This window comes from Dyadobacter jiangsuensis (assembly GCF_003014695.1).
GTDB classification, from domain to species: domain Bacteria; phylum Bacteroidota; class Bacteroidia; order Cytophagales; family Spirosomataceae; genus Dyadobacter; species Dyadobacter jiangsuensis.
Genome location: NZ_PYAS01000004.1, coordinates 288292 through 306353, shown reverse-complemented (window position 1 = coordinate 306353; position 18062 = coordinate 288292). Strand labels below are relative to the sequence as shown.

The window sequence follows — 18062 nt, the reverse complement described above, 5'->3', positions numbered from 1 at the left end:
CGTTTTTACTTCTTCTTCATTTTCATAGCCACAGGATCCCAGTGAACGATCTTCTTGCTGAAATAGCTTTCATTGCACGCCAACACGGGAGCCGCCGCACGGAAGCCGAATACGGGGTCCTCGACCGTACCCACGCTGCCTTTCTTCACATTTTCGAAGAAGTCTCTGAAATGGTTGGCGTGCGCATCGTCCTCTTTCGGCGCTTCGAACTTCACTTCTTTAACTGGTTCCGCTCTCCGGGTATCATCCGGATATTGCGCATCATATTGTTTCTTAAACTCCTTCTGTTGTGCTTCCGAGAAGGTATTGAAGCTGTCGTAACCTCCCATACCGGGCGCTTTCGGCAATTTCTTCTTGGTGAGTACGAGGTTGTTCTCCGTAAATTCAATCTGGCCTTCGGTACCGATAATGCGGGTATTATTGGCAATGGCACCTGCATTTGCAAAGTTCACACGAAGTACCATCTGGAAATTGGCGTGAATATCGGTTTTGGGGTAGTCCAGGATGGACACGAGCACATCGGGCACATCGCGGCCGTCTTTCCAGTAGCTTAGCTCGCCGGACGACATCACCCGCTCCGGCCCAAGTGAGTTGGTCACGAAATGAACGCCGGTAATGAGGTGTACAAATAGGTCACCGCCCACACCCGTACCGTAATCCTGGTAGTTTCTCCAACGGAAAAACCGCTTCGCATCGAAGGCACGCTTGGGCGCGTCGCCCAGGTAGGTGTCCCAATCCACGGTACTCGGCGAAGCATCGGTCGGAATGGAGTAGTTCCATGCGCCGATGGCATTGAAACGGTCGTTATTGGATTCGACATAGTTGATCTCGCCGATTTCACCCGCCTGAAACAACCGTTTCGCCTCCTTAAAAGAAGCCGAACTAATCCGCTGACTCCCCACCTGCATCGTTTTGCCCGATTTTTTCCAGGCGTCGATCACCGACAAGCCTTCGTTGATATGGTGTACCATGGGTTTTTCGCAGTACACATTCTTCCCGGCCTGCAATGCGGCTTTGGTAATGTGGTCGTGCCAATGGTCGGGGGTTACGACAAGCACAGCGTCGATATCCTTTCTTTCCAGGATCTGACGGTAGTCGCGCGTAGTGAAAATATCCTTTCCATAAAGCTCCTTTACGCGGGTCAGGCGGCCGTCATACAAATCGGCGGCGGCGACGAACTCCACGTCCTGGGAGCTGCGCAGCGCAGCCTTCGTGTCGCTGTGCCCCTGGATACCCATTCCGATCGTCGCGAAACGGATCTTGTCGTTAGGACTGATTTTTTTGAGATCCTTGATAATGTGAAAAGGCTTGGCAATGCTTTCCGTGGCTAACAGTGCAGACGCGGCTGTTACATTTTTGAGAAAACTACGGCGATTAGGCTTCATTTGAAGAATTTCAAAGGTTTAAGAAGATGATTTCCCAATTTAATCAATTCATGATTTGTTGCGCAGGTAAATCAAAAATATGTACATTTTGCCGACGAATTCCCCACCCTACTAATAACTAACGTTCCATGCACGCCGACCAGCGAAAAAAACTGATTAATGAACTGACCGACCTCATCAGGGGCGGAAATGCACACGTCACCCTCGATGAAGCGCTTGCCGGCATCCCGGCCAACCTGCGCACCGTCATCCCCGACAATCTCCCGTACAGCATCTGGCAGCTCATGGAGCACATCCGGATCGCCCAGAAAGACATTGTCGACTTTTCGATTTCGAAGGATTATAAAACGCTGATCTGGCCCGACGAATACTGGCCTGAGCCGACCGACAGCGTGAGTGACCAGCAATGGGAGGAAAGCGTGAAGGAAATCAACGACGACCAGCAGCGCTTTTTCCGGCTGTTACAGAATGAGGACAAGGACCTTTTCAGTCCCTTACCATGGGGCAGCGGGCAGAATATCGTTCGCGAAGCGATGCTGATCGCCGATCACAACTCCTACCATCTGGCGGAGATCGTCGTAGCCCGGCGTTTGCTGGGAATCTGGAAGTAACTGCGTTACAAAAGCGGGCGGCATTTCAAGTACCGCCCGCTTTGCATTACAGCTCTTCAATCATAATATCTTTGTAAAATACCTTGGCCTTTCCTCCCCCGTGGATTTGCAGGCCTATCAGACCCTTTTGCGGAATGGACTTATCAGGTTCGGTATAGTCGACCGTTTTTGTCCCGTTCAGAAAGAGCTGGATGTGGCCGTTGCGGCTGTGCACCTCGTAGTTATTCCAATCGTTCCGCTTCACGATTTTCTCGACGAGCGCGGAGTCCGGCGCGATCAGCGTTTTGTTTCGCCGCGATTCATCGTAAAGGCTCGCCCAGTATTTATCTCCCAAATCAGCCTGATAGCCCGTCATTTCGTACGGCGGATTTTGCAGCCGAACGCTATGGAACTGGACGCCCGTATTGATAAAGCCTTCGTGCCCGGTCAGTTTAAATTTAACCTTCAATATAAAATTGGAATACTCCTTACGCGTACATAGGAATTCGTTATGGGGGACGTTCTCTTCCAGCGAGCCTCCGGCAATACTGCCGTTTTCAATCTTCCAGGTTTTGACCGTGTCGCCCTCCCATCCCCGGAAAGTTTTTCCGTCGAATAGCGAAACCGGCTTTTTAGCAGGCTGGATCATGATACAGCCGGTAAATACCAGGGCGACGGCACAAGCAAAGTAGAATGGTGGTTTCATCATGGCACAGTCGGTTTGGTGCTAGTATGCTTTTTTCTGATGATGGTTAAAGCGATTTCGGGGAGGTTTTTACTTGAATGGTACGCTGCAAGTAACCCACCATTGCTTTTAGCTTAATATCCGTATTTTTACAACGTGTGACTGCCTTTAAATGCCGCATACGTAAACCTGAGCAAGTTTTTACCAATGACTGATACTACCCTGAACGAGCCTAAGAACGATCTGCTGCTGGCGATCGAACGGTTTAAACTTGTGGCGAAAGCTACCCACGACGTGATCTGGGACTGGGATTTGGCGAGGGGCACAGTTTGGTGGAACGAGGGCATGCAGGAAATTTTCGGATACCGCCCGGAAGATATCGAAAGCGGGCCCAACTCCTGGTTTGACCGCATTCACCCCGACGATCAGGAGCAGGTGGTGAAAAAGATGTACCGCGTCATCGAAAAAGGTGAAAGCAACTGGTCGGATTTCTACCGGTTCCGGCGGGCCGATGGTTCGTATGCGCACGTGCACGACCGCGGTTACACGATCCAGGGCGGAGGCAAGCCCGTGCGCATGGTGGGTTCGATGATGGATATTTCCCAGCAATTACGGTCGGATAAAGCCAGGGAGGAGAGCGAGGAGAGCCTCCGGTTTGCAATGCAAGCCGCCCAGCTAGGCACCTGGAACCTCAATCCGGCTGATTGCACAGCATTACTGAACGAGCGTTGTAAGGAGCTCTATGGCCGTCCCGCCGATGCGGAGATGCATTATGAGGGCCTGATCCAATTCATTCACCCCGACGACCGCGCCAGGGTAATTGAAGCCGTGGAACGTGCGCTCGACCCGGCGGTGAGAGCCGTTTACGATGTCCGCTACCGGGTGATCGGTGCGAGCGACCGGAAACTCCGCTGGCTGCATTGCACAGGTCAGGCGTATTTCGATCCGACAGGTAGCCCGTACCGTTTTTCGGGGATTTCCCGTGAAATCACGTCGGAGATTACCAGTCAGGAAAAGATCGCGTGGGCTGATCAGCAGGCTGCCATGACCATCGAGGGTTCAGGAGCCGGATCTTTTATGGTGGCCCTGGCTAGTAACGAGATTATTTATTCGCCCACGATGGCCCGGATCATTACCGGCAGTGAGACGGCCAATATGACGCGCGATATTCTTCTCGCCAGCCTTCATCCCGACGATGTAGACATCCGTAACAAAGCCTACGCCGAAGCCGAGGACAATGGGGAGCTTCGTTACGAGGCAAGGTTTATCTGGAACGACTCTTCCGTCCATTGGGTGAGGGTACTCGGACGATATTTGTACGACAGTATGGGTAAAGCCATTTCACTGTCCGGCATTGTGATGGACATTACCGACCGCATTGAATCGGAACAGCGGCTGAAAGTGAATGAAGAGCATTTAAGGACCCTGATCGAACAGGCACCCGTAGCGACCGCATTGTTTGTAGGGAAGGATATGGTAATCGATATTCCGAATGAGGCGATGCTCAAAGTATGGGGAAAAGGACGCTCGGTGATAGGCAAGCCGCTCAAAGATGCATTACCTGAGCTCGAAGGCCAGCCTTTTCTCGCTATCCTCGACCGCATCTACAAAACCGGAGAAGCACATTCGGAGCAAGGTGCCAGGGCCGACCTTGTGGTGGATGGGCGGCTGCAGACATTTTATTACGACTACACCTACAAACCGCTGAAAAATTCGAAGGGCGAAGTATATGCCATCCTGGATATGGCCGTGGATGTGACCGAGCAGGTAATTTCCAGGCAAGAGCTCGAACAGAGTGAGGAACGATACCGGCAACTCGCCAGCGAGCTGGAAAGGCGTGTGGGCCAGCGTACCGATGAACTGCATCAGGCGAATATCGAACTGGTGAATTCAAATAACAATCTTCAACAGTTTGCCTATGCAGCCAGTCACGACATGCAGGAGCCGCTCAGGAAAATCCAGTCATTCGGCTCACGGCTGCTGTCGACCTACTCCGAAAAGCTCGACGACAATGGCCAATACATGCTCAACCGCATTCAGGATGCGTCGAAAAGAATGTCGGCGATGATCGACGACTTGCTCGCCTACTCCCGCCTGACTACACGCGAAGGCGAATTTGAAGAGGTGCGCTTGGATGAAATCGTGTACTCGGTATTGGCCGACCTGGAAATTTCGATTCAGGAGCAAAAGACCGATATTATCGTCGAAGACCTGCCTGTTGTATGGGGAAACGACTCTCAGCTCGCTCAGCTGATGCAAAATCTGATCAGCAATGCGATCAAATACCGGCTACCGGAGCAACAATCGGTCGTCAGGCTGTCGTACCGGACTGTGAGTGAATCCGAAAGAGCGACCTTACCAAAGCTTTTACCGGATCATCCCTACATCCGCCTCGAAGTGATCGACAACGGTATCGGCTTCGACGAGATTTACCTCGACCGCATTTTCCAGATGTTCCAGCGGCTGCACGGTCGGAGTGAATTCTCGGGTTCCGGCATTGGCCTGGCTTTATGCAAAAAAGTTGTCCAGAACCATCACGGCTACATTACTGCACAGAGCCAGCCGGGAAAGGGCGCTACATTTATCGTATATCTCCCCCAGCCACGATAACGCGGCCAGGCCTATCGCTTTTGCCAGATATCCGCAAATTCTTCGGGGTGTCGGCGAAACTGACCATGCACATATTCGCACAGGGGTAACACCTGCAACCCGTGCTCACGCGCGTAGGCGACCATCGCGTCGAGCATTTTACGCGCAAGCCCGCGGCCTTCCATCGCCGGGTCGACCTCGGTATGATACACAGTCAATGTAGTTTCACTTAGCCCGATCACCATTTCACCTACCTGCTTACCATCCTCCTCGACATAAAAAGCCCCGCGGCGGCGGTTATCGAGCTTGAATTTGATCTCTGCCATAAATTTTTGTTTAAAGTGCGTTACGTTCAGGGCAAATATATCCATAATTTTGCCGCCCCAATCGCCTTACGCCATGAACGTCTTTCCCGTCTCGAATTCCAACCTTTCACCCGTTCACCTGGGGCATTTTGTTCAAAAGCATTATTTCCCTGAACAACAGGTCGAATGCCGGATATTAAAAACCGGAATCAGCGATACTTACCTGATCGCTACGCCGGGCAAACGCTACATCTTCCGTGTGTACAGTTTTCAGTGGAGAACATGGACGGAAATTTCTGAGGAGCTGCGCCTATTGGAGCATTTACGTCAAAATGGCGTGTCTGTTTCCTACCCATTGGCCGACCTTGCCCATACACTTATCCATACTTTCCAGGCTCCGGAAGGCGAGCGTTTTGGAGTGCTTTTCTCTTTTGCCGAAGGTGAGAAAGTACTCAATTTCGACCCGGAAACACATTACCGCGTGGGCAAACTGATGGCCGAAATGCATTTGCTGACGAAAGACTTCCCATTGCAGCGCGTGACTTACACCGAAAAAGAACTGCTGATCGATTCATTCGTGCATTTGGGCAAGTTTCTCGCTGCCGACACCGAGGAAATGCAATACATGAAAACGGTGCGGGAATACCTGGTTGGTGAATTACAAAATGCGGATCAAGCTCGGCTGCGGAAAGGCGCCGTTCATCTCGATCTCTGGTTTGATAATATGAATGTCACAACCGATGGTGACATTACATTCTTCGATTTCGACTTTTGCGGAAATGGCTGGCTTTGCCTCGATATGGCCTATTATATGCTGCAAATCCACTCCACAGAAAAAGATGATGCCGAACGCGAGCTGAAAACGGAGCAATTCCTGCAAGGCTACGAGGCGGTCACGCCCGTGAGCGACGAGGAAAAACGACTGATCCCGATACTGGGCATCTGCTTGTATTTCTTCTATTTGGGCATTCAGTCGCAACGGTACGACAACTGGTCGAATGTGTTCTTGAATGAAATTTATCTGAAAAGGTTTATCAACCTTCTGCTCAAAAAGTACTTTGATCATCACCAGCTTGGCGCAAAGCTGACTTCATAAAAAAGGCCGGTATCACTACCGGCCTCGCTATCTTTTATACTGCTGCTTCGACGATCTTCTTCATCTTCACAAGGCTCGTTTTAGCCACTTCCAATGCATCCTGCGCCCAGTAATCCTTATTGAACACTTCGAACGACAGGATAATGGGCTTATCGGGATTTTTAAGGCTTTGAATCACATTTTTCCAAGGCGCAATACCGTCGCCCACGTACACGCGGTCAGCGTCTGTGATCTGCTCGCGCGGCGGGGTTTTGGGATAATCGTTCACGTGGAAGATTTCGATCAATGGCTTCCCTACATCCTTGATGGCTTCCATGCCGGAACCGCCTTTGTGCAAATGGTACACATCCATGAGCAAACGTGCCGAAGGATGCCCCGATTCGACGGCCACATATAGTATCTCTCCTACCCGGCTGAGATTTTTTGAAAAACCCCATAGTTCCAGATGCGGTACTACGCCCGTTTTGTCGCCTAGTTCCAGGATAGCACGGTAACGCTCCGCCACGCGCGCAAGATCGAGCGAAGCGCCGGTAGTAGCGCCCATAGGTGGGGCCGCCACGCGCGGGCAGCCAATGGCAGCCAATTGCTCCATTTCGCCTTTCAGCTGATCCAACGCTTTATTGCGTGCTGTCTCGTCGTCCACGATCCAGGTTGCAAACCCGATCGCATCTTCCACCTTCAATCCCAGGTCGCCGATAATGCGTTTGGCTTCCTGCAATGTGCCGCCGCCTTTGAGATAATCCTGCAACGTGCTGATCCAGATCTCGACCGAACCGTAACCCGCTTTCGCCGCCACTTCCAGCTCCTTGCGAAATCCGAGTTTCTGGCCGCGCAGCGTGCTCATATTGAGTGAATAAATAAATGGCTGGGTTTTGGTTTTGGCAGCTTCGGCGGGGACGATGCCTGCTGCACTCACGGCAGCGATCGAGGATAATGCTTCTCGGCGGTTCATTAATATGTCCTGAATGGTTAACTGATTTAACTGTAAAGCGGCCCTCCGGAATTTTTTACCGCAAATGAATGTAAATTGATTGTTTACAAACCGCATTCAACCTCCTATGGAACCAGATAACTATATCATACCCGCCCAAACAAAAATCGGCCACGTCCACCTCAAAGTAGCCGACCTCGACCGCGCCATCGATTTCTATTGCGGCTTGCTGGGCTTCGAGATCACCACCCGGTACGGTACCCAGGCCGTGTTTATTTCCGCCGGCGGCTATCACCACCACATCGGCCTCAATACCTGGTACAGCAAAGGAGCGCCTCCGGCACAGCCCCAAGGCGTCGGCTTGTTCCACACCGCGATCCTCTACCCTACCCGGAAAGACCTTGCCATTGCATTGAACCGCCTTTTGAAAGCCAATTACCCGCTCACCGGTGCCAGCGACCACGGTGTTTCGGAAGCATTATACCTGAACGACCCCGACGGAAATGGCGTCGAGCTCTACTGGGACCGCCCGCAGGACCAGTGGGAATACTTGCCTGACGGCTCGATTGAAATGTATACCAGGAGTTTGAATATCCCTGGATTACTGGCTGAGTTGAATAAATAACAACTAAAAAATATCCAGATGGATCAATATGGCCAGTTCAACAGCCTTCATTTTCGCGCTGTTCAGCTGGCCTATTCTATTGCCTAGCCTGGATTTGTCGATGGTCCGAATCTGGTTCGCTTTCACCTTCGACTCACTGCGCAAGCCGCCTTCATTTGCATCCAGCGGAACTTCGAAAGGATAAATTTTAGCCGTACTGGAAGTCCCCGGCAGCACGGTGACGGTCGCACCATATTGATTATTGACGTCATTCGAAACAATCAGGACGGGGCGTGTTTTGGCAGTCTCGCTACCGATCACGGGATCGAGTTTAGCCCAGAAGATACCTCCCTTCTGCATTACAAATTTTCAAGATCCGCGTGTTGAAAATCATTTGTAATGGAAAGGTCCTCTTCCCGCGTGGCTTGATAACCCTCTTTCAATATTTCTTCAAGGGAATGGCGGCGTTCTCGGGCAATTTTCTCTTCAATTGCCTCTTTGGTAAATCCATTCTCTTCCCGTTGAAGCGAATGGATGAAGTTGACGTCGGAGTCGGAAAGTTCTATTTTTATCGTTTTCATGTGTGTTGTTTTTCAAATATAACATTTATAGCTGCCCAATCCAACAGCCGCCCCGTATCCCCGTTCTAGTACTTCATCAACAGCGTCAGCAACTTACGATCCAACTTGTGCCCGTGCCAGTCTTCATAAGCCACATCCTCGCGCCGTGAATCGAGTACGCCGAAGTCCCCGGCGAATTCCCATAGCGAGAAACCAATGCCGTTGGACGAGAGAATGTCCAGCACGTCGTTGAACCAGGCCAGGAAAACTTGGTGCGGTGTTTTGTTCCAGCAACCGCATTCCCCGCAATGCACCCCTACGCCCTTGTTGACGAGCTCTATCCAGGGCTTGTAGAACTTTTCCAGCATGGCGCGGCTTAGATATTGATCCCCTACCTGTCCCGGCCAATTGGGCGCAGGTGCATTGTCGGGATCTTTCATCGCCCAAGGTGCCTTGTAATGCGAGATAATACCTGGATGATATCCGCGGCAGCTTTGTGCGATATCGAGATCGGCCAACTCGGGGATTACCGAAGTGCCCACATCATTGCCGTCGGCGATGATCAAATGCCCCGGATTTTCCTTTCTGATCGCCTCCGATGCGGCGATAGCCACCTTCCGGTAGACATCCCCTGGCACCGACGACCGTTTGGAATGCTGGTCGTTCATATCGGCGCGCATGCTCGGCTCATTAAGCAAATCGAAGCTAATGCGTTTCTGCGACGTATTCTTATACCTTTTGGCCCACATATTCCAGTGAAAACAGAATGCGTCGAGCGCCTTCTGGTCGGTCCAAAGGTTGTAGGGCTCATTGAAACCCGCATTGACGCAGTACCCCGGCGCGCGGTGCAGGTTCAGGCTTACGTGTATATTGTGCTTGTGCGCCGCGGCCACGAGCTTATCAATGCGCTCGACGGCTTGCTCGTCGATCTGATAAATTTCCTCTGGTGTGATATTGCGGCTTCGGTCGAATTTCAGGTAAGCCGGGTAGGCCATCGGGATACGTACAAAATCGAAACCCCAGTCGGCCATCCATTTAAACTGCTCTTCGGTAGTTGCCTTGCGGCCCTTTGCCGGATCGGGAGCAAAGAAATCGAGCAGGTTGAAGCCTTTCCATTTGGGCAGTTTGTTCTGTGCGAACTGGCCTGAAACAGCAAAACCGGGGGCTAATGCGGCCCCGGCTACTGCTAGGGATGTATTTTTAACAAATGTCCTGCGATGCATGCCGTTCGAAAGTTATTCGTGGTAACTTCTTACTAAACACATCCCGATGACGGTTTTACTGATAAAGCCCGGCGGTAAGTCTAACGTGCTCTGGTCGAATAACCTGACCTGCCGTTATAGTTGTAATACATGGTCGATTTTTGGTCACCGCCGTCGTTCAGGTATTTGGCTTTCAGCTTCTGGTGCAATTCCGGGGATTGCTTTTCACCATTTACGATCAACTCGTCGTCGCTGAGCTTGAATGACAGCTCGTCCTTATCCTTCACCAGCCCTGCGCCAGCCAGCTCTTCAATCACAGCTTCCTGCCGTTTCATGTAAACTTCGCGCTGTTTTTCAGCCACCCGCCGCATTTCCTCCGCTTGTTTACGCTGCCCCTCGGCCTGCACACGTTGCTCGGCGGCGTGCTCACGTTGTTTTTCGGCTTCCCGGCGCATCTGGTCGGCTTGTTTGCGCATATCTTCCGCAGCTTCGCGCTGCTTTTCAGCCTCCAATCGCATTTTCTCCGCCTCGTCGCGGTTCGAATTGATATTCTGCCGCATTTGGTCCGCGTACTCGCGCTGCTTCTTGGCATCGACGCGCATCTGACTTGCATGTTCCCGTTGCTTCTCCGCTTCCAGGCGCATTACTTGTGCTTCCTCGCGTTGTTTCTCGGCCAACCGGCGTTGCTCTTCGGCGATTTTGCGCATCTCCTGGGCCTCCTCACGCTGTTTCTCAGCCAGCTCGTGTTGTGCTTTCACCTCCGCCATGATCTTGTCAATCTCCGGCTGGTATTTTGCATAGTCGCTCTCAGGTATTTCCTGATCATCGACATAGAGTGAAATGATCCTATTGTTCCGCTTTACGATCTCGTATTGCTTGTTGTTACGTGTAACATTATACGTACTGATTCCCTGCTGCGGCGTGTACACATTCGCGGAATGTATTTCCATTTTTTCCGACCGCAATTTCTTCTTAGGAAGTGTGTCCGGCCCCGGGAATACGAGACTCTGCGCCTTGATTGACGGGACTTCCGTGATTTTCCCAAGCAAAGGCTCGACCCTGTCCTGCCGGGCTTCCTTCACGACAGACAGTTTTCCGGAAGTTGCCGGTTTCTCCGGTGCAGTCGCCGCCGACAACGCTATCGCCGCCGCCAGGCTGAATGTTACAAATAGTTTTTCCATGGCATCTAGTGGTTTATTATTGTTATTGACAATGCGTTTGATCCTGTCCAGCAAATGATTGCGTTTTTTTGAAAAAGCCATTTCAAACGCCGGCCGCGACTGGTTATATTCCTGGAACGATACGAGCGCGTGAATGAACGATGTTTTGCTCTGCATGACACTGATTGCGAGGTCGTCGCAGCAGTGTTCGCGTTCCTCCCGGATCAGCCTGGAAATCCACCAGACAGCCGGATTGAAGAAAAAGACATTTTCACAAAATATCTGCACGAGGTTGATCAGGTAATCGCGGCGGCGGATATGCGCGAGTTCGTGCAGCAGAATGGCTTCTACCTGAGCAGCCGGGAGGTTGGCCAGCATACCGAGCGGCACGAGCACCACCGGCTTCAAAAAACCGATCACCATGGGTACGGCCACCTGCACCGACTCGCGCAGCTCCACTTCCTGCCGTATCCGCATCCTTTCGGCCAGCTCGTAAAACCGGACAATCCATTTCATTTCAGGTATCGAAACCTGCTGGGCGACCTTCCGCAAGTAAAACAAGCCACTCGCGGCCAGTATTGATTTCATTACAAAGACAAGGAACCAGCCTATGACGATCGCCTGCGCATGTGCATTGAAAAACACCAGTATGCTGGTCATCCAATCTGTTTCTACGGCAGCGAGGGCAACATCACCTGCGTGTTGAAAAGCCGTCGGCATTACCCATTCTTTGGAAAAACCCACCACCGAACCGGATATCTTGCCGCTATCCCGCATCATCAGATTGAACGCCACTACCGTTCCAATAACGAACAGCAACATTACCAACGCCAGCAAATTGTACCGTAACGCGGGTTTACTCTTGCGGGTACAAAGCAGGATCATCCCCGCCCCGATAGCGGCCACAAGCCCCTGCCAGAGCGAATGCATCAGTGTAAGGCAAAGTGCGCGCACCCACTCGTGGGCAGTCGGCTGATCAATGATATTCCAATTCATGGCTAGCGGATTGAAATGGTATGGTGATTACTGATCCAGTTTTTTCAGGAAATCCTTGATCTCGCTGAGTTCCTCGGCGGAGGTGTTCTTATTGCCGAAAAGCTGCATAACCAGGCTCGACGCCGAGCCTCTGTACATCGAGTCCACGAAGCGCTCCAACAATGCCGATTTGGTCTTATCCTCCGGCTCCGCTGGGCTGTAAATGTGCTTCATGCTGCTCTCGTCACGGATCACGATACCCTTCTCGGCCATGATCTGCATCAATTTTAAAGTAGAAGAATACTGCACCGCGCGTTTCTCTTCATTGAGCTTGTCGTTCACAAACCGCACCGTCGACGGCCCATGTTCCCAAAGCACTTGCAGTATTTCCAATTCTGATTTTGTAGGTTCCATCCTTTGGCTTTTCATTCAACTTTTCAAAGGTAGGAAAAATTTCGTACGAAAAAATTTTTAGTAGAAAATTTCTAGATTTGTTTAAACAAAATCACACTATCATGTTCACGAAAAACATCACTCCAAAGACTACTTCGGTCACGATCGAGCTTCCTGCAAGCTTCGTAGGGAAACATGTCAAAGTTACCGTGGTTGTTGAAAAAGAAGAGAAACCTCACAAAGTCGCGACTTTGGAGGACATAGAAAGACGATACTCAAAGTTTCCTCGAATAGATATGTCAAAATTCAAATTTGATAGAAACGAGGCTAATGACTTTGACTAACAGCTTTCTGGATTCCAATGTTATTCTCTATCTCTTTGATACACACCTGGAAAAACGCGAAATAGCAAAAAGGCTAATTCGGCAAAATCCTCACATCAACGTCCAGGTGTTGGTAGAGGTCGGTAATGTCTGTTGGAAAAGGTTAAGATGGACCAAACATGAAGTGGCAGAGTTCTGGTATGAGATGATGTCTGATTGCAAAATGTCCGGCATTTCCGAATACAATTTAGCCGAGGCTATCTACCTGACTCAAAAATACGACTTCCAACTTTTCGACGCCATTATTGTTTCCGGTGCCCTTGAAGCGGGATGTAGTGTTCTGTACTCAGAGGACATGCAGCATCTACTGGTTGTAGAAGAACAGCTCACCATCATCAATCCGTTTTTTGATTGCTAATCGGCACCGTTTGAAATTCCTTATGCACCTTTGGAACTACACAGTGCCTCCCGGCATCCCGGCAGCGTTTCGCTGTAACTGCCATTCCGCCTGAAAGCAAAAACGGGTCGTGGAGCATTTTGCTCTACGACCCGTTTCATATTGCCTGCACTAATTTATGCACCCAGCGCCTTGCGCGCGAATTCAACGCATTTAGCAGTTTCTTTCAAGGCATCGGAACCTGCCGGGATCTCATATTCCAGCTCGATTGTCGCGGGGAACTTGTATTTTTTCGCACGCATCGTTTCGAGGACAGCCACGATCGGCGTATCGCCCTGGCCCCACACTACGTTGGCACCGCCGTGTTCTTTGTTTTTGCGGTCCTTCACGTGCATGCTCACAATATGATCGTGCTTCGCTTCCAGCAACGGGAAAGGATCGAAGCCAGCAGCCACATAATGCCCCATATCAAAGTTCATCGCATTGTATTTCGACTGACTCAACGCAGTATCCCACCAGGTCGGCGTTTGCTGCGTGTGCCCGTGGTAGCCGCAGTAGACCTTATTTTTAGCAGCAATATCTCCAAGGCGCTTCGTTTGCGCGGGATCATTCGGCAGCTCCACATTCGCTTGGTTAGCTCCCAGCGCTTTCGCCGCGCGGAACGCATAATCAACCTCGGCATCGGTACTGTTCGCATTCAATGCATTAGGCTTGAAACCATAAATGCTTACGCCCGCATCGTTGTACATTTTGCGAAGCTGTACGAACTTATCCATCGACACTTTCGCACGCCATTCGGCCATTTTGGTGGCATATTCTTTCTGAATAGCCTTTTGCTCGTCGGTCATTTCAGGCCGCTTGCCATCCGGGCCGGGGGCCAGGTTCGGGCGTGGCGGTGCTTCGGGCGCGCCTGCGAACGACTCGCCGGTAGGTCCCATAAGTTCGATGGCACTGATATTGGTTTCAATGCAGTATTTCAAAATGTCCTCAGCGCTGCCGGGCAGGCTTCGCCAGGAGTAGGTAATGGCCCCCACCTGCACGCCATTGAACAGCGAGTTGGGCTTGCCCAGTTTTTTGATGTAAGCCGGTGCACCGAAAATAGGCGTGCGCGCTATCACGAAACCCACCGCCGCAAGGGCCGACGTGCCCAAAAAACGGCGTCTTGAATTGTCCAGGTCTTCCATAAAGTCAGATTGGTTGTTTGAATATGGTTTAGTAGTACCGTCCGACATACTTGTTCTCCACGATGAGCTTCTTCATTTTCGCGGGGTCGATCGGCCCTTGCTGCGAATAGACGATCTTGCCGCCCGGTTCTACAAGTATGGTATACGGTAAAGCGCCCTGCCATTTCGAATCTACCGCTTCGATGAGCTTGTATTTGTCTTCGATATTGAAAATATAGTTTTTGTTGGAAGCGAACTTGCCTTGCAGGAATTTCAGCGCTTTGTCCTTTTTATCGGGATTATCCGCGCTGATCGAGATAAATTCGAAATCACGGCGGCGGTACATATGGTGCATCACCATGAAATCCGGAAACTCCGTCACACACGGACCACACCAGGTTGCCCATACATTAATAAGGCGTAGCTTATCCGATTTGTTCTGGATTAGTTCTTTCAAACCTGCCTCATCGATTGTTTCCAGCGTTACGGGTTCTTTTGCCCAGGCAGTTTGTTCTTTCTTCACATTATCCTCTTTCGACGCCCATTTCATCGAGCAGCCGAATGTCTTGGTAGCAGGTACTGGCACCGGCTTTCCTGCGAGTAATGCTTCAATGGCGTTTTTTGCGTCCAGGTTTTTCGGTGTTCCGGTTGGCTTCTCCACATCGTCGATCCGGCCGTTGTATTGCAGTTTTCTTGCCTTATCGAAAATAAAAATATGCGGTGTAGCAACGGGGCCGTACGCCAATGCGATCTTCTGGTCGCCGCCGTCATAGAGGTAAGGGAAATTATAAGCCATATCCTTCGCCCGGAGCTTCATTTCGTCGTAGGTATCGCTCATATCGGTGTAGCCAAGCTCATCAAGCAGAATCGCCTTAGGATCATTGGAAGATATCGCCACTACCGCAACCTTTTTGGCTTTATAATCGGCCGTAAGCTTCTTGATACGCTCCTCGTATGCCTGCGCGGTCGGGCAATGGTTGCAGGTGAATACGATGGCCAGGATATCCGCACCAGCAAAGCTTTTGAGTGAATATCGCTTACCGTCGACCCCGAGAAGGTTAAAGTCAGGAGCCTGGGCGCCTATCTTCAACGTTTCGGGCTGGTCGGCCGCAAATGCACCGAATACCGTGACGCACAATGTAATAGCTAACAGCAGTTTGTGAAATACACGCATAGTCCAGGCTTTTTGGTTGAGTAATGAATTTAAACCAAAAGCGGGCACATTGCAACAAAATACTGGTTTTGTACTATTGAAAGTTACTCATTAAAAAGGGAGGAGGCCATTTCAATTTTCTGATCGTTGCTAGTGAATAACACCGACGACTTGAATAAACTGCCCCATAGTCAGGATTGATATAGCTTTATGGCTTCGTAGAATCAGAAGATCCCGATCTCCGGAGACCAGATAATGTGCCCTACAAGATTCGCATAAACCAAGTAGATAGTTGTCGCATACATCCCTCGCCACGCAAGGTTGTGAATCAATATGCACTTTGATTACAAATCTTAGCACGATGGCTTTAAGGCGCTCGGCCTGCTCCAATGTTACGTACTTCCGAAATTTAGCCCGGGAAATAACATCGGCAAACTCTGTGAGAAGCTCCTGTGAGTAATAGGCCTTAATGCCGACATTTTTAAGAATATATTGATATAGCGTGCGACGCGATTTTCTATTAATACAAGCAGAAACATACCAATTGGCGTCCAGAACAACTTTAACCGTTACGCCTTTTCTCATCCCTGTATGCGTTTATCTCAGCTTGAATTTCATCTTCTGACATTTCGATATCCGGAAGCTCTGCATCCAGTTCTTCAAAAAGCCTATCCATTTTTTTCAGAAAAGCATCCCGGTCTTTAACAGGCTCTCTCCGTTCCGAAACTCTATGAAATGATTTGATAACGTTTTTGTGATCCATGACTCATTTTGATTGTTTTCCAAATTTAAATTTTCAGAGTTTAACATAGAAATCCGATTTTCAAACGGCTGAGCAAATGGCAAGCTTTTTTATACCCTACTAAAAAACCTCCTGACATTAGGCTGTCATGCGGTCCATTTAGTTTTGCATAAACCTAAAACCAAACCAGGCAATGATGGAAACTAAAAATGGTATTGAAGCAATCCAGGCACCAAGCAACAAGGAATGGCGCTCGTGGCTGGCAAAAAATGGCAGGAAGAAGGACGCTGTATTCCTGATCATTTACCATAAAGACAGCCCGACGCCCAGTATCGGCTACAACGAGTCGATCGAGCACGCATTGTGCTACGGTTGGATCGATAGCAAGGCCATCAAACGAGATGCAGAAAGCTTTTACCTCACATTCACGAAGCGCAACCCAAAAAGCAAATGGAGTATCGTGAACAAAGAACGCGCCGCCCGGATGACCGCGGCAGGCCTGATGCGTCCCGAAGGCCAGGCGATGATAGATCTCGCGAAAAACACCGGTGCCTGGGATGCCCTTGAAACAGCGGGTAATGCGATCATCCCCGACGATCTGCAACAGGCATTCGATGCCAATCAGACGGCGTTCGAAAACTTCGCCAGATTCGCCCCTTCTTCCAAAAGACTAATCCTGGAATGGATTTTGAATGCCAAAAGACCTGAAACACGGCAAAAACGCATTACACAGTCCGTGGAAATGGCTGCGCGCAACGAACGCGCGAATCACCCACGGTGAAACTTTTTTCGCCGTTGATACCTTTGCTAGCATGAATGCCCGCATTCACTGACCATGCAAACTCATATCACCATGTCCGCCCCACAACTTACCGGCCTGCAAAAACGCGCATCCAAATACCTCAACAAGGCAATTTCCTATCAGCTCCGGCCGGGCGAAGTGATTGAAGGCTATTTCTCAGGATTCGATCCTAATTCCATTGACCGGGCGGTGATTCAGATGTCGAATGCAGCGGATAAGACAACGTTGCCGCTGATGACCGTTTTGAATTATTTTGAAGGGGTTGAGGATGATGAAGCTTTGAGTTAGCACCGTGGAAATTCGTGAGCAAAACTTTTTTGGAAGCCTCAATCATAGCGCTATATTTGTAACTAATTTTCAGTTACACACTATAACTTATGAGTCAAATTGAGAAACTGCTCTCGCGGTTCAGAGGTAAACCCAAAGACCTTACCTGGAAGGAACTAGTGCTGGTTCTGAAGTTTTACGGCTACAACGAACTTCCCTGCGGCAAGACAGGCGGATCCAGAGTCAAGTTTGCCGATAGGCATATGCGAATCATCTCCTTACACAAACCCCACCCTACTCCTATTGTGAAACTATACGTGATCGAACAGATCCTTACAATACTTAAAGAAAATGGACAAATCTAAAATGGTCAACTCGCTATCCTACGACGGATTTACGGCTAATATTCATTATAGCGCCGCCGATGAAATATTCTTCGGAAAACTGATCGGTGTGAACGACCTAATAACTTTTGAAGGGACCTCTGTGGAAGAACTCAAACAGGGAATGAAGGAGGCCGTTGATGATTATATTGAAACTTGTAAGGCTTTGGGAAAGTCACCTGAAAAGCCTTACAAAGGCGTTTTCAACGTGCGGATTTCGTCTGATTTACATAAAAAAATCGCGTTACTGGCTTCTCAATACGATGTCACGTTAAATGATTTTGTGAAGTCGGTTTTGCAGTACGCTTCGTCACATCAGGAATTGGGTAATGAGGTGTTTGGCCTCAAACGGTGATT

General features: G+C 50.1%; 22 protein-coding genes. 9 read left to right on the top strand and 13 right to left on the bottom strand.

Annotated elements, in window-relative coordinates:
* Positions 1-5 precede the first annotated feature (5 nt).
* Positions 6-1385 carry a Gfo/Idh/MocA family protein gene (locus tag CLV60_RS09790; protein WP_106595197.1) on the bottom strand — a complete coding sequence of 460 codons (1380 nt, stop codon included), beginning with the start codon at positions 1383-1385 and terminating at the stop codon, positions 6-8.
* A gap of 128 nt (positions 1386-1513) precedes the next feature.
* On the opposite strand from CLV60_RS09790, the gene CLV60_RS09785 reads away from it, so the two are divergent.
* Positions 1514-1996, top strand: coding sequence for a DinB family protein (locus CLV60_RS09785; RefSeq protein WP_106595196.1), 483 nt, complete (start codon positions 1514-1516; stop codon positions 1994-1996).
* Positions 1997-2042: 46 nt separating this feature from the next.
* Here CLV60_RS09785 and CLV60_RS09780 read toward each other — a convergent pair whose 3' ends face one another.
* Positions 2043-2684, bottom strand: coding sequence for a 3-keto-disaccharide hydrolase (locus tag CLV60_RS09780; protein ID WP_106595195.1), 642 nt, complete (start codon positions 2682-2684; stop codon positions 2043-2045).
* 183 nt (positions 2685-2867) lie between these two features.
* Between CLV60_RS09780 and CLV60_RS09775 the strand changes: the two genes are divergently transcribed.
* Entirely contained in the window at positions 2868-5270 is a 2403-nt protein-coding gene (locus CLV60_RS09775) for a PAS domain-containing sensor histidine kinase (protein WP_106595194.1), read from the top strand.
* A gap of 11 nt (positions 5271-5281) precedes the next feature.
* Here the strand turns inward: CLV60_RS09775 and CLV60_RS09770 are convergent, their stop codons facing one another.
* Positions 5282-5575 carry a GNAT family N-acetyltransferase gene (locus CLV60_RS09770; RefSeq protein WP_229210898.1) on the bottom strand — a complete coding sequence of 98 codons (294 nt, stop codon included), beginning with the start codon at positions 5573-5575 and terminating at the stop codon, positions 5282-5284.
* Between the two features lie 73 nt (positions 5576-5648).
* Here CLV60_RS09770 and CLV60_RS09765 point away from each other — a divergent pair, with 73 nt between their 5' ends.
* A complete protein-coding gene (locus CLV60_RS09765) occupies positions 5649-6650 on the top strand; it encodes a phosphotransferase (protein ID WP_106595192.1) in 1002 nt (333 codons plus the stop codon).
* 34 nt (positions 6651-6684) lie between these two features.
* On the opposite strand, the gene CLV60_RS09760 is transcribed toward CLV60_RS09765, so the two are convergent.
* Complete coding sequence (locus CLV60_RS09760) at positions 6685-7602, bottom strand: sugar phosphate isomerase/epimerase family protein (RefSeq protein WP_106595450.1); 918 nt, start codon at positions 7600-7602, stop codon at positions 6685-6687.
* 106 nt (positions 7603-7708) lie between these two features.
* On the opposite strand from CLV60_RS09760, the gene CLV60_RS09755 reads away from it, so the two are divergent.
* A complete protein-coding gene (locus CLV60_RS09755; protein WP_106595191.1) occupies positions 7709-8206 on the top strand; it encodes a VOC family protein in 498 nt (165 codons plus the stop codon).
* Between the two features lie 3 nt (positions 8207-8209).
* Here the strand turns inward: CLV60_RS09755 and CLV60_RS09750 are convergent, their stop codons facing one another.
* From CLV60_RS09750 to CLV60_RS09730, 5 genes are all read right to left on the bottom strand, one after another.
* Entirely contained in the window at positions 8210-8545 is a 336-nt protein-coding gene (locus tag CLV60_RS09750; protein WP_106595190.1) for a type II toxin-antitoxin system PemK/MazF family toxin, read from the bottom strand.
* Positions 8545-8766, bottom strand: coding sequence for a hypothetical protein (locus CLV60_RS09745; protein WP_106595189.1), 222 nt, complete (start codon positions 8764-8766; stop codon positions 8545-8547). The genes CLV60_RS09750 and CLV60_RS09745 overlap by 1 nt, the downstream gene beginning before the upstream one ends.
* 65 nt (positions 8767-8831) lie before the next feature.
* Positions 8832-9968 carry a glycoside hydrolase family 5 protein gene (locus tag CLV60_RS09740; protein WP_106595188.1) on the bottom strand — a complete coding sequence of 379 codons (1137 nt, stop codon included), beginning with the start codon at positions 9966-9968 and terminating at the stop codon, positions 8832-8834.
* Positions 9969-10048: 80 nt separating this feature from the next.
* A complete protein-coding gene (locus CLV60_RS09735) occupies positions 10049-12103 on the bottom strand; it encodes a M56 family metallopeptidase (protein WP_106595187.1) in 2055 nt (684 codons plus the stop codon).
* Positions 12104-12130: 27 nt separating this feature from the next.
* Positions 12131-12496, bottom strand: coding sequence for a BlaI/MecI/CopY family transcriptional regulator (locus tag CLV60_RS09730; protein WP_211302227.1), 366 nt, complete (start codon positions 12494-12496; stop codon positions 12131-12133).
* Between the two features lie 101 nt (positions 12497-12597).
* Here CLV60_RS09730 and CLV60_RS34995 point away from each other — a divergent pair, with 101 nt between their 5' ends.
* Together CLV60_RS34995 and CLV60_RS09720 are read left to right on the top strand one after the other, a co-directional pair.
* Positions 12598-12819, top strand: a complete 222-nt coding sequence (locus CLV60_RS34995; protein ID WP_106595185.1) for a DUF2080 family transposase-associated protein — start codon at positions 12598-12600, stop codon at positions 12817-12819.
* Positions 12806-13216 (top strand): PIN domain-containing protein, encoded by a 411-nt coding sequence (locus tag CLV60_RS09720; protein WP_106595184.1) that lies wholly within the window; start codon positions 12806-12808, stop codon positions 13214-13216. The genes CLV60_RS34995 and CLV60_RS09720 overlap by 14 nt, the downstream gene beginning before the upstream one ends.
* A 155-nt stretch (positions 13217-13371) precedes the next feature.
* Here CLV60_RS09720 and CLV60_RS09715 read toward each other — a convergent pair whose 3' ends face one another.
* The 4 genes from CLV60_RS09715 to CLV60_RS09700 all read right to left on the bottom strand — a co-directional run bounded on the left by CLV60_RS09715 (position 13372) and on the right by CLV60_RS09700 (position 16274).
* Entirely contained in the window at positions 13372-14379 is a 1008-nt protein-coding gene (locus CLV60_RS09715) for a sugar phosphate isomerase/epimerase family protein (protein WP_106595183.1), read from the bottom strand.
* 28 nt (positions 14380-14407) lie between these two features.
* On the bottom strand, positions 14408-15532 hold the full coding sequence (locus CLV60_RS09710) for a redoxin domain-containing protein (RefSeq protein ID WP_106595182.1): 1125 nt from the start codon (positions 15530-15532) through the stop codon (positions 14408-14410).
* Between the two features lie 129 nt (positions 15533-15661).
* Positions 15662-16096 carry a putative toxin-antitoxin system toxin component, PIN family gene (locus CLV60_RS09705; protein ID WP_106595181.1) on the bottom strand — a complete coding sequence of 145 codons (435 nt, stop codon included), beginning with the start codon at positions 16094-16096 and terminating at the stop codon, positions 15662-15664.
* A complete protein-coding gene (locus tag CLV60_RS09700) occupies positions 16074-16274 on the bottom strand; it encodes a hypothetical protein (protein ID WP_106595180.1) in 201 nt (66 codons plus the stop codon). Before CLV60_RS09700 ends, CLV60_RS09705 begins: the two co-directional genes overlap by 23 nt.
* A 172-nt stretch (positions 16275-16446) precedes the next feature.
* On the opposite strand from CLV60_RS09700, the gene CLV60_RS09695 reads away from it, so the two are divergent.
* The 3 genes from CLV60_RS09695 (at position 16447) to CLV60_RS09680 (ending at position 18060) form a co-directional block, all read left to right on the top strand.
* Complete coding sequence (locus tag CLV60_RS09695) at positions 16447-17034, top strand: YdeI/OmpD-associated family protein (protein ID WP_229210897.1); 588 nt, start codon at positions 16447-16449, stop codon at positions 17032-17034.
* 72 nt (positions 17035-17106) lie between these two features.
* Positions 17107-17343 (top strand): hypothetical protein, encoded by a 237-nt coding sequence (locus CLV60_RS09690; RefSeq protein ID WP_106595179.1) that lies wholly within the window; start codon positions 17107-17109, stop codon positions 17341-17343.
* 330 nt (positions 17344-17673) lie between these two features.
* On the top strand, positions 17674-18060 hold the full coding sequence (locus CLV60_RS09680; RefSeq protein ID WP_229210896.1) for a type II toxin-antitoxin system HicB family antitoxin: 387 nt from the start codon (positions 17674-17676) through the stop codon (positions 18058-18060).
* Positions 18061-18062 lie beyond the last annotated feature (2 nt).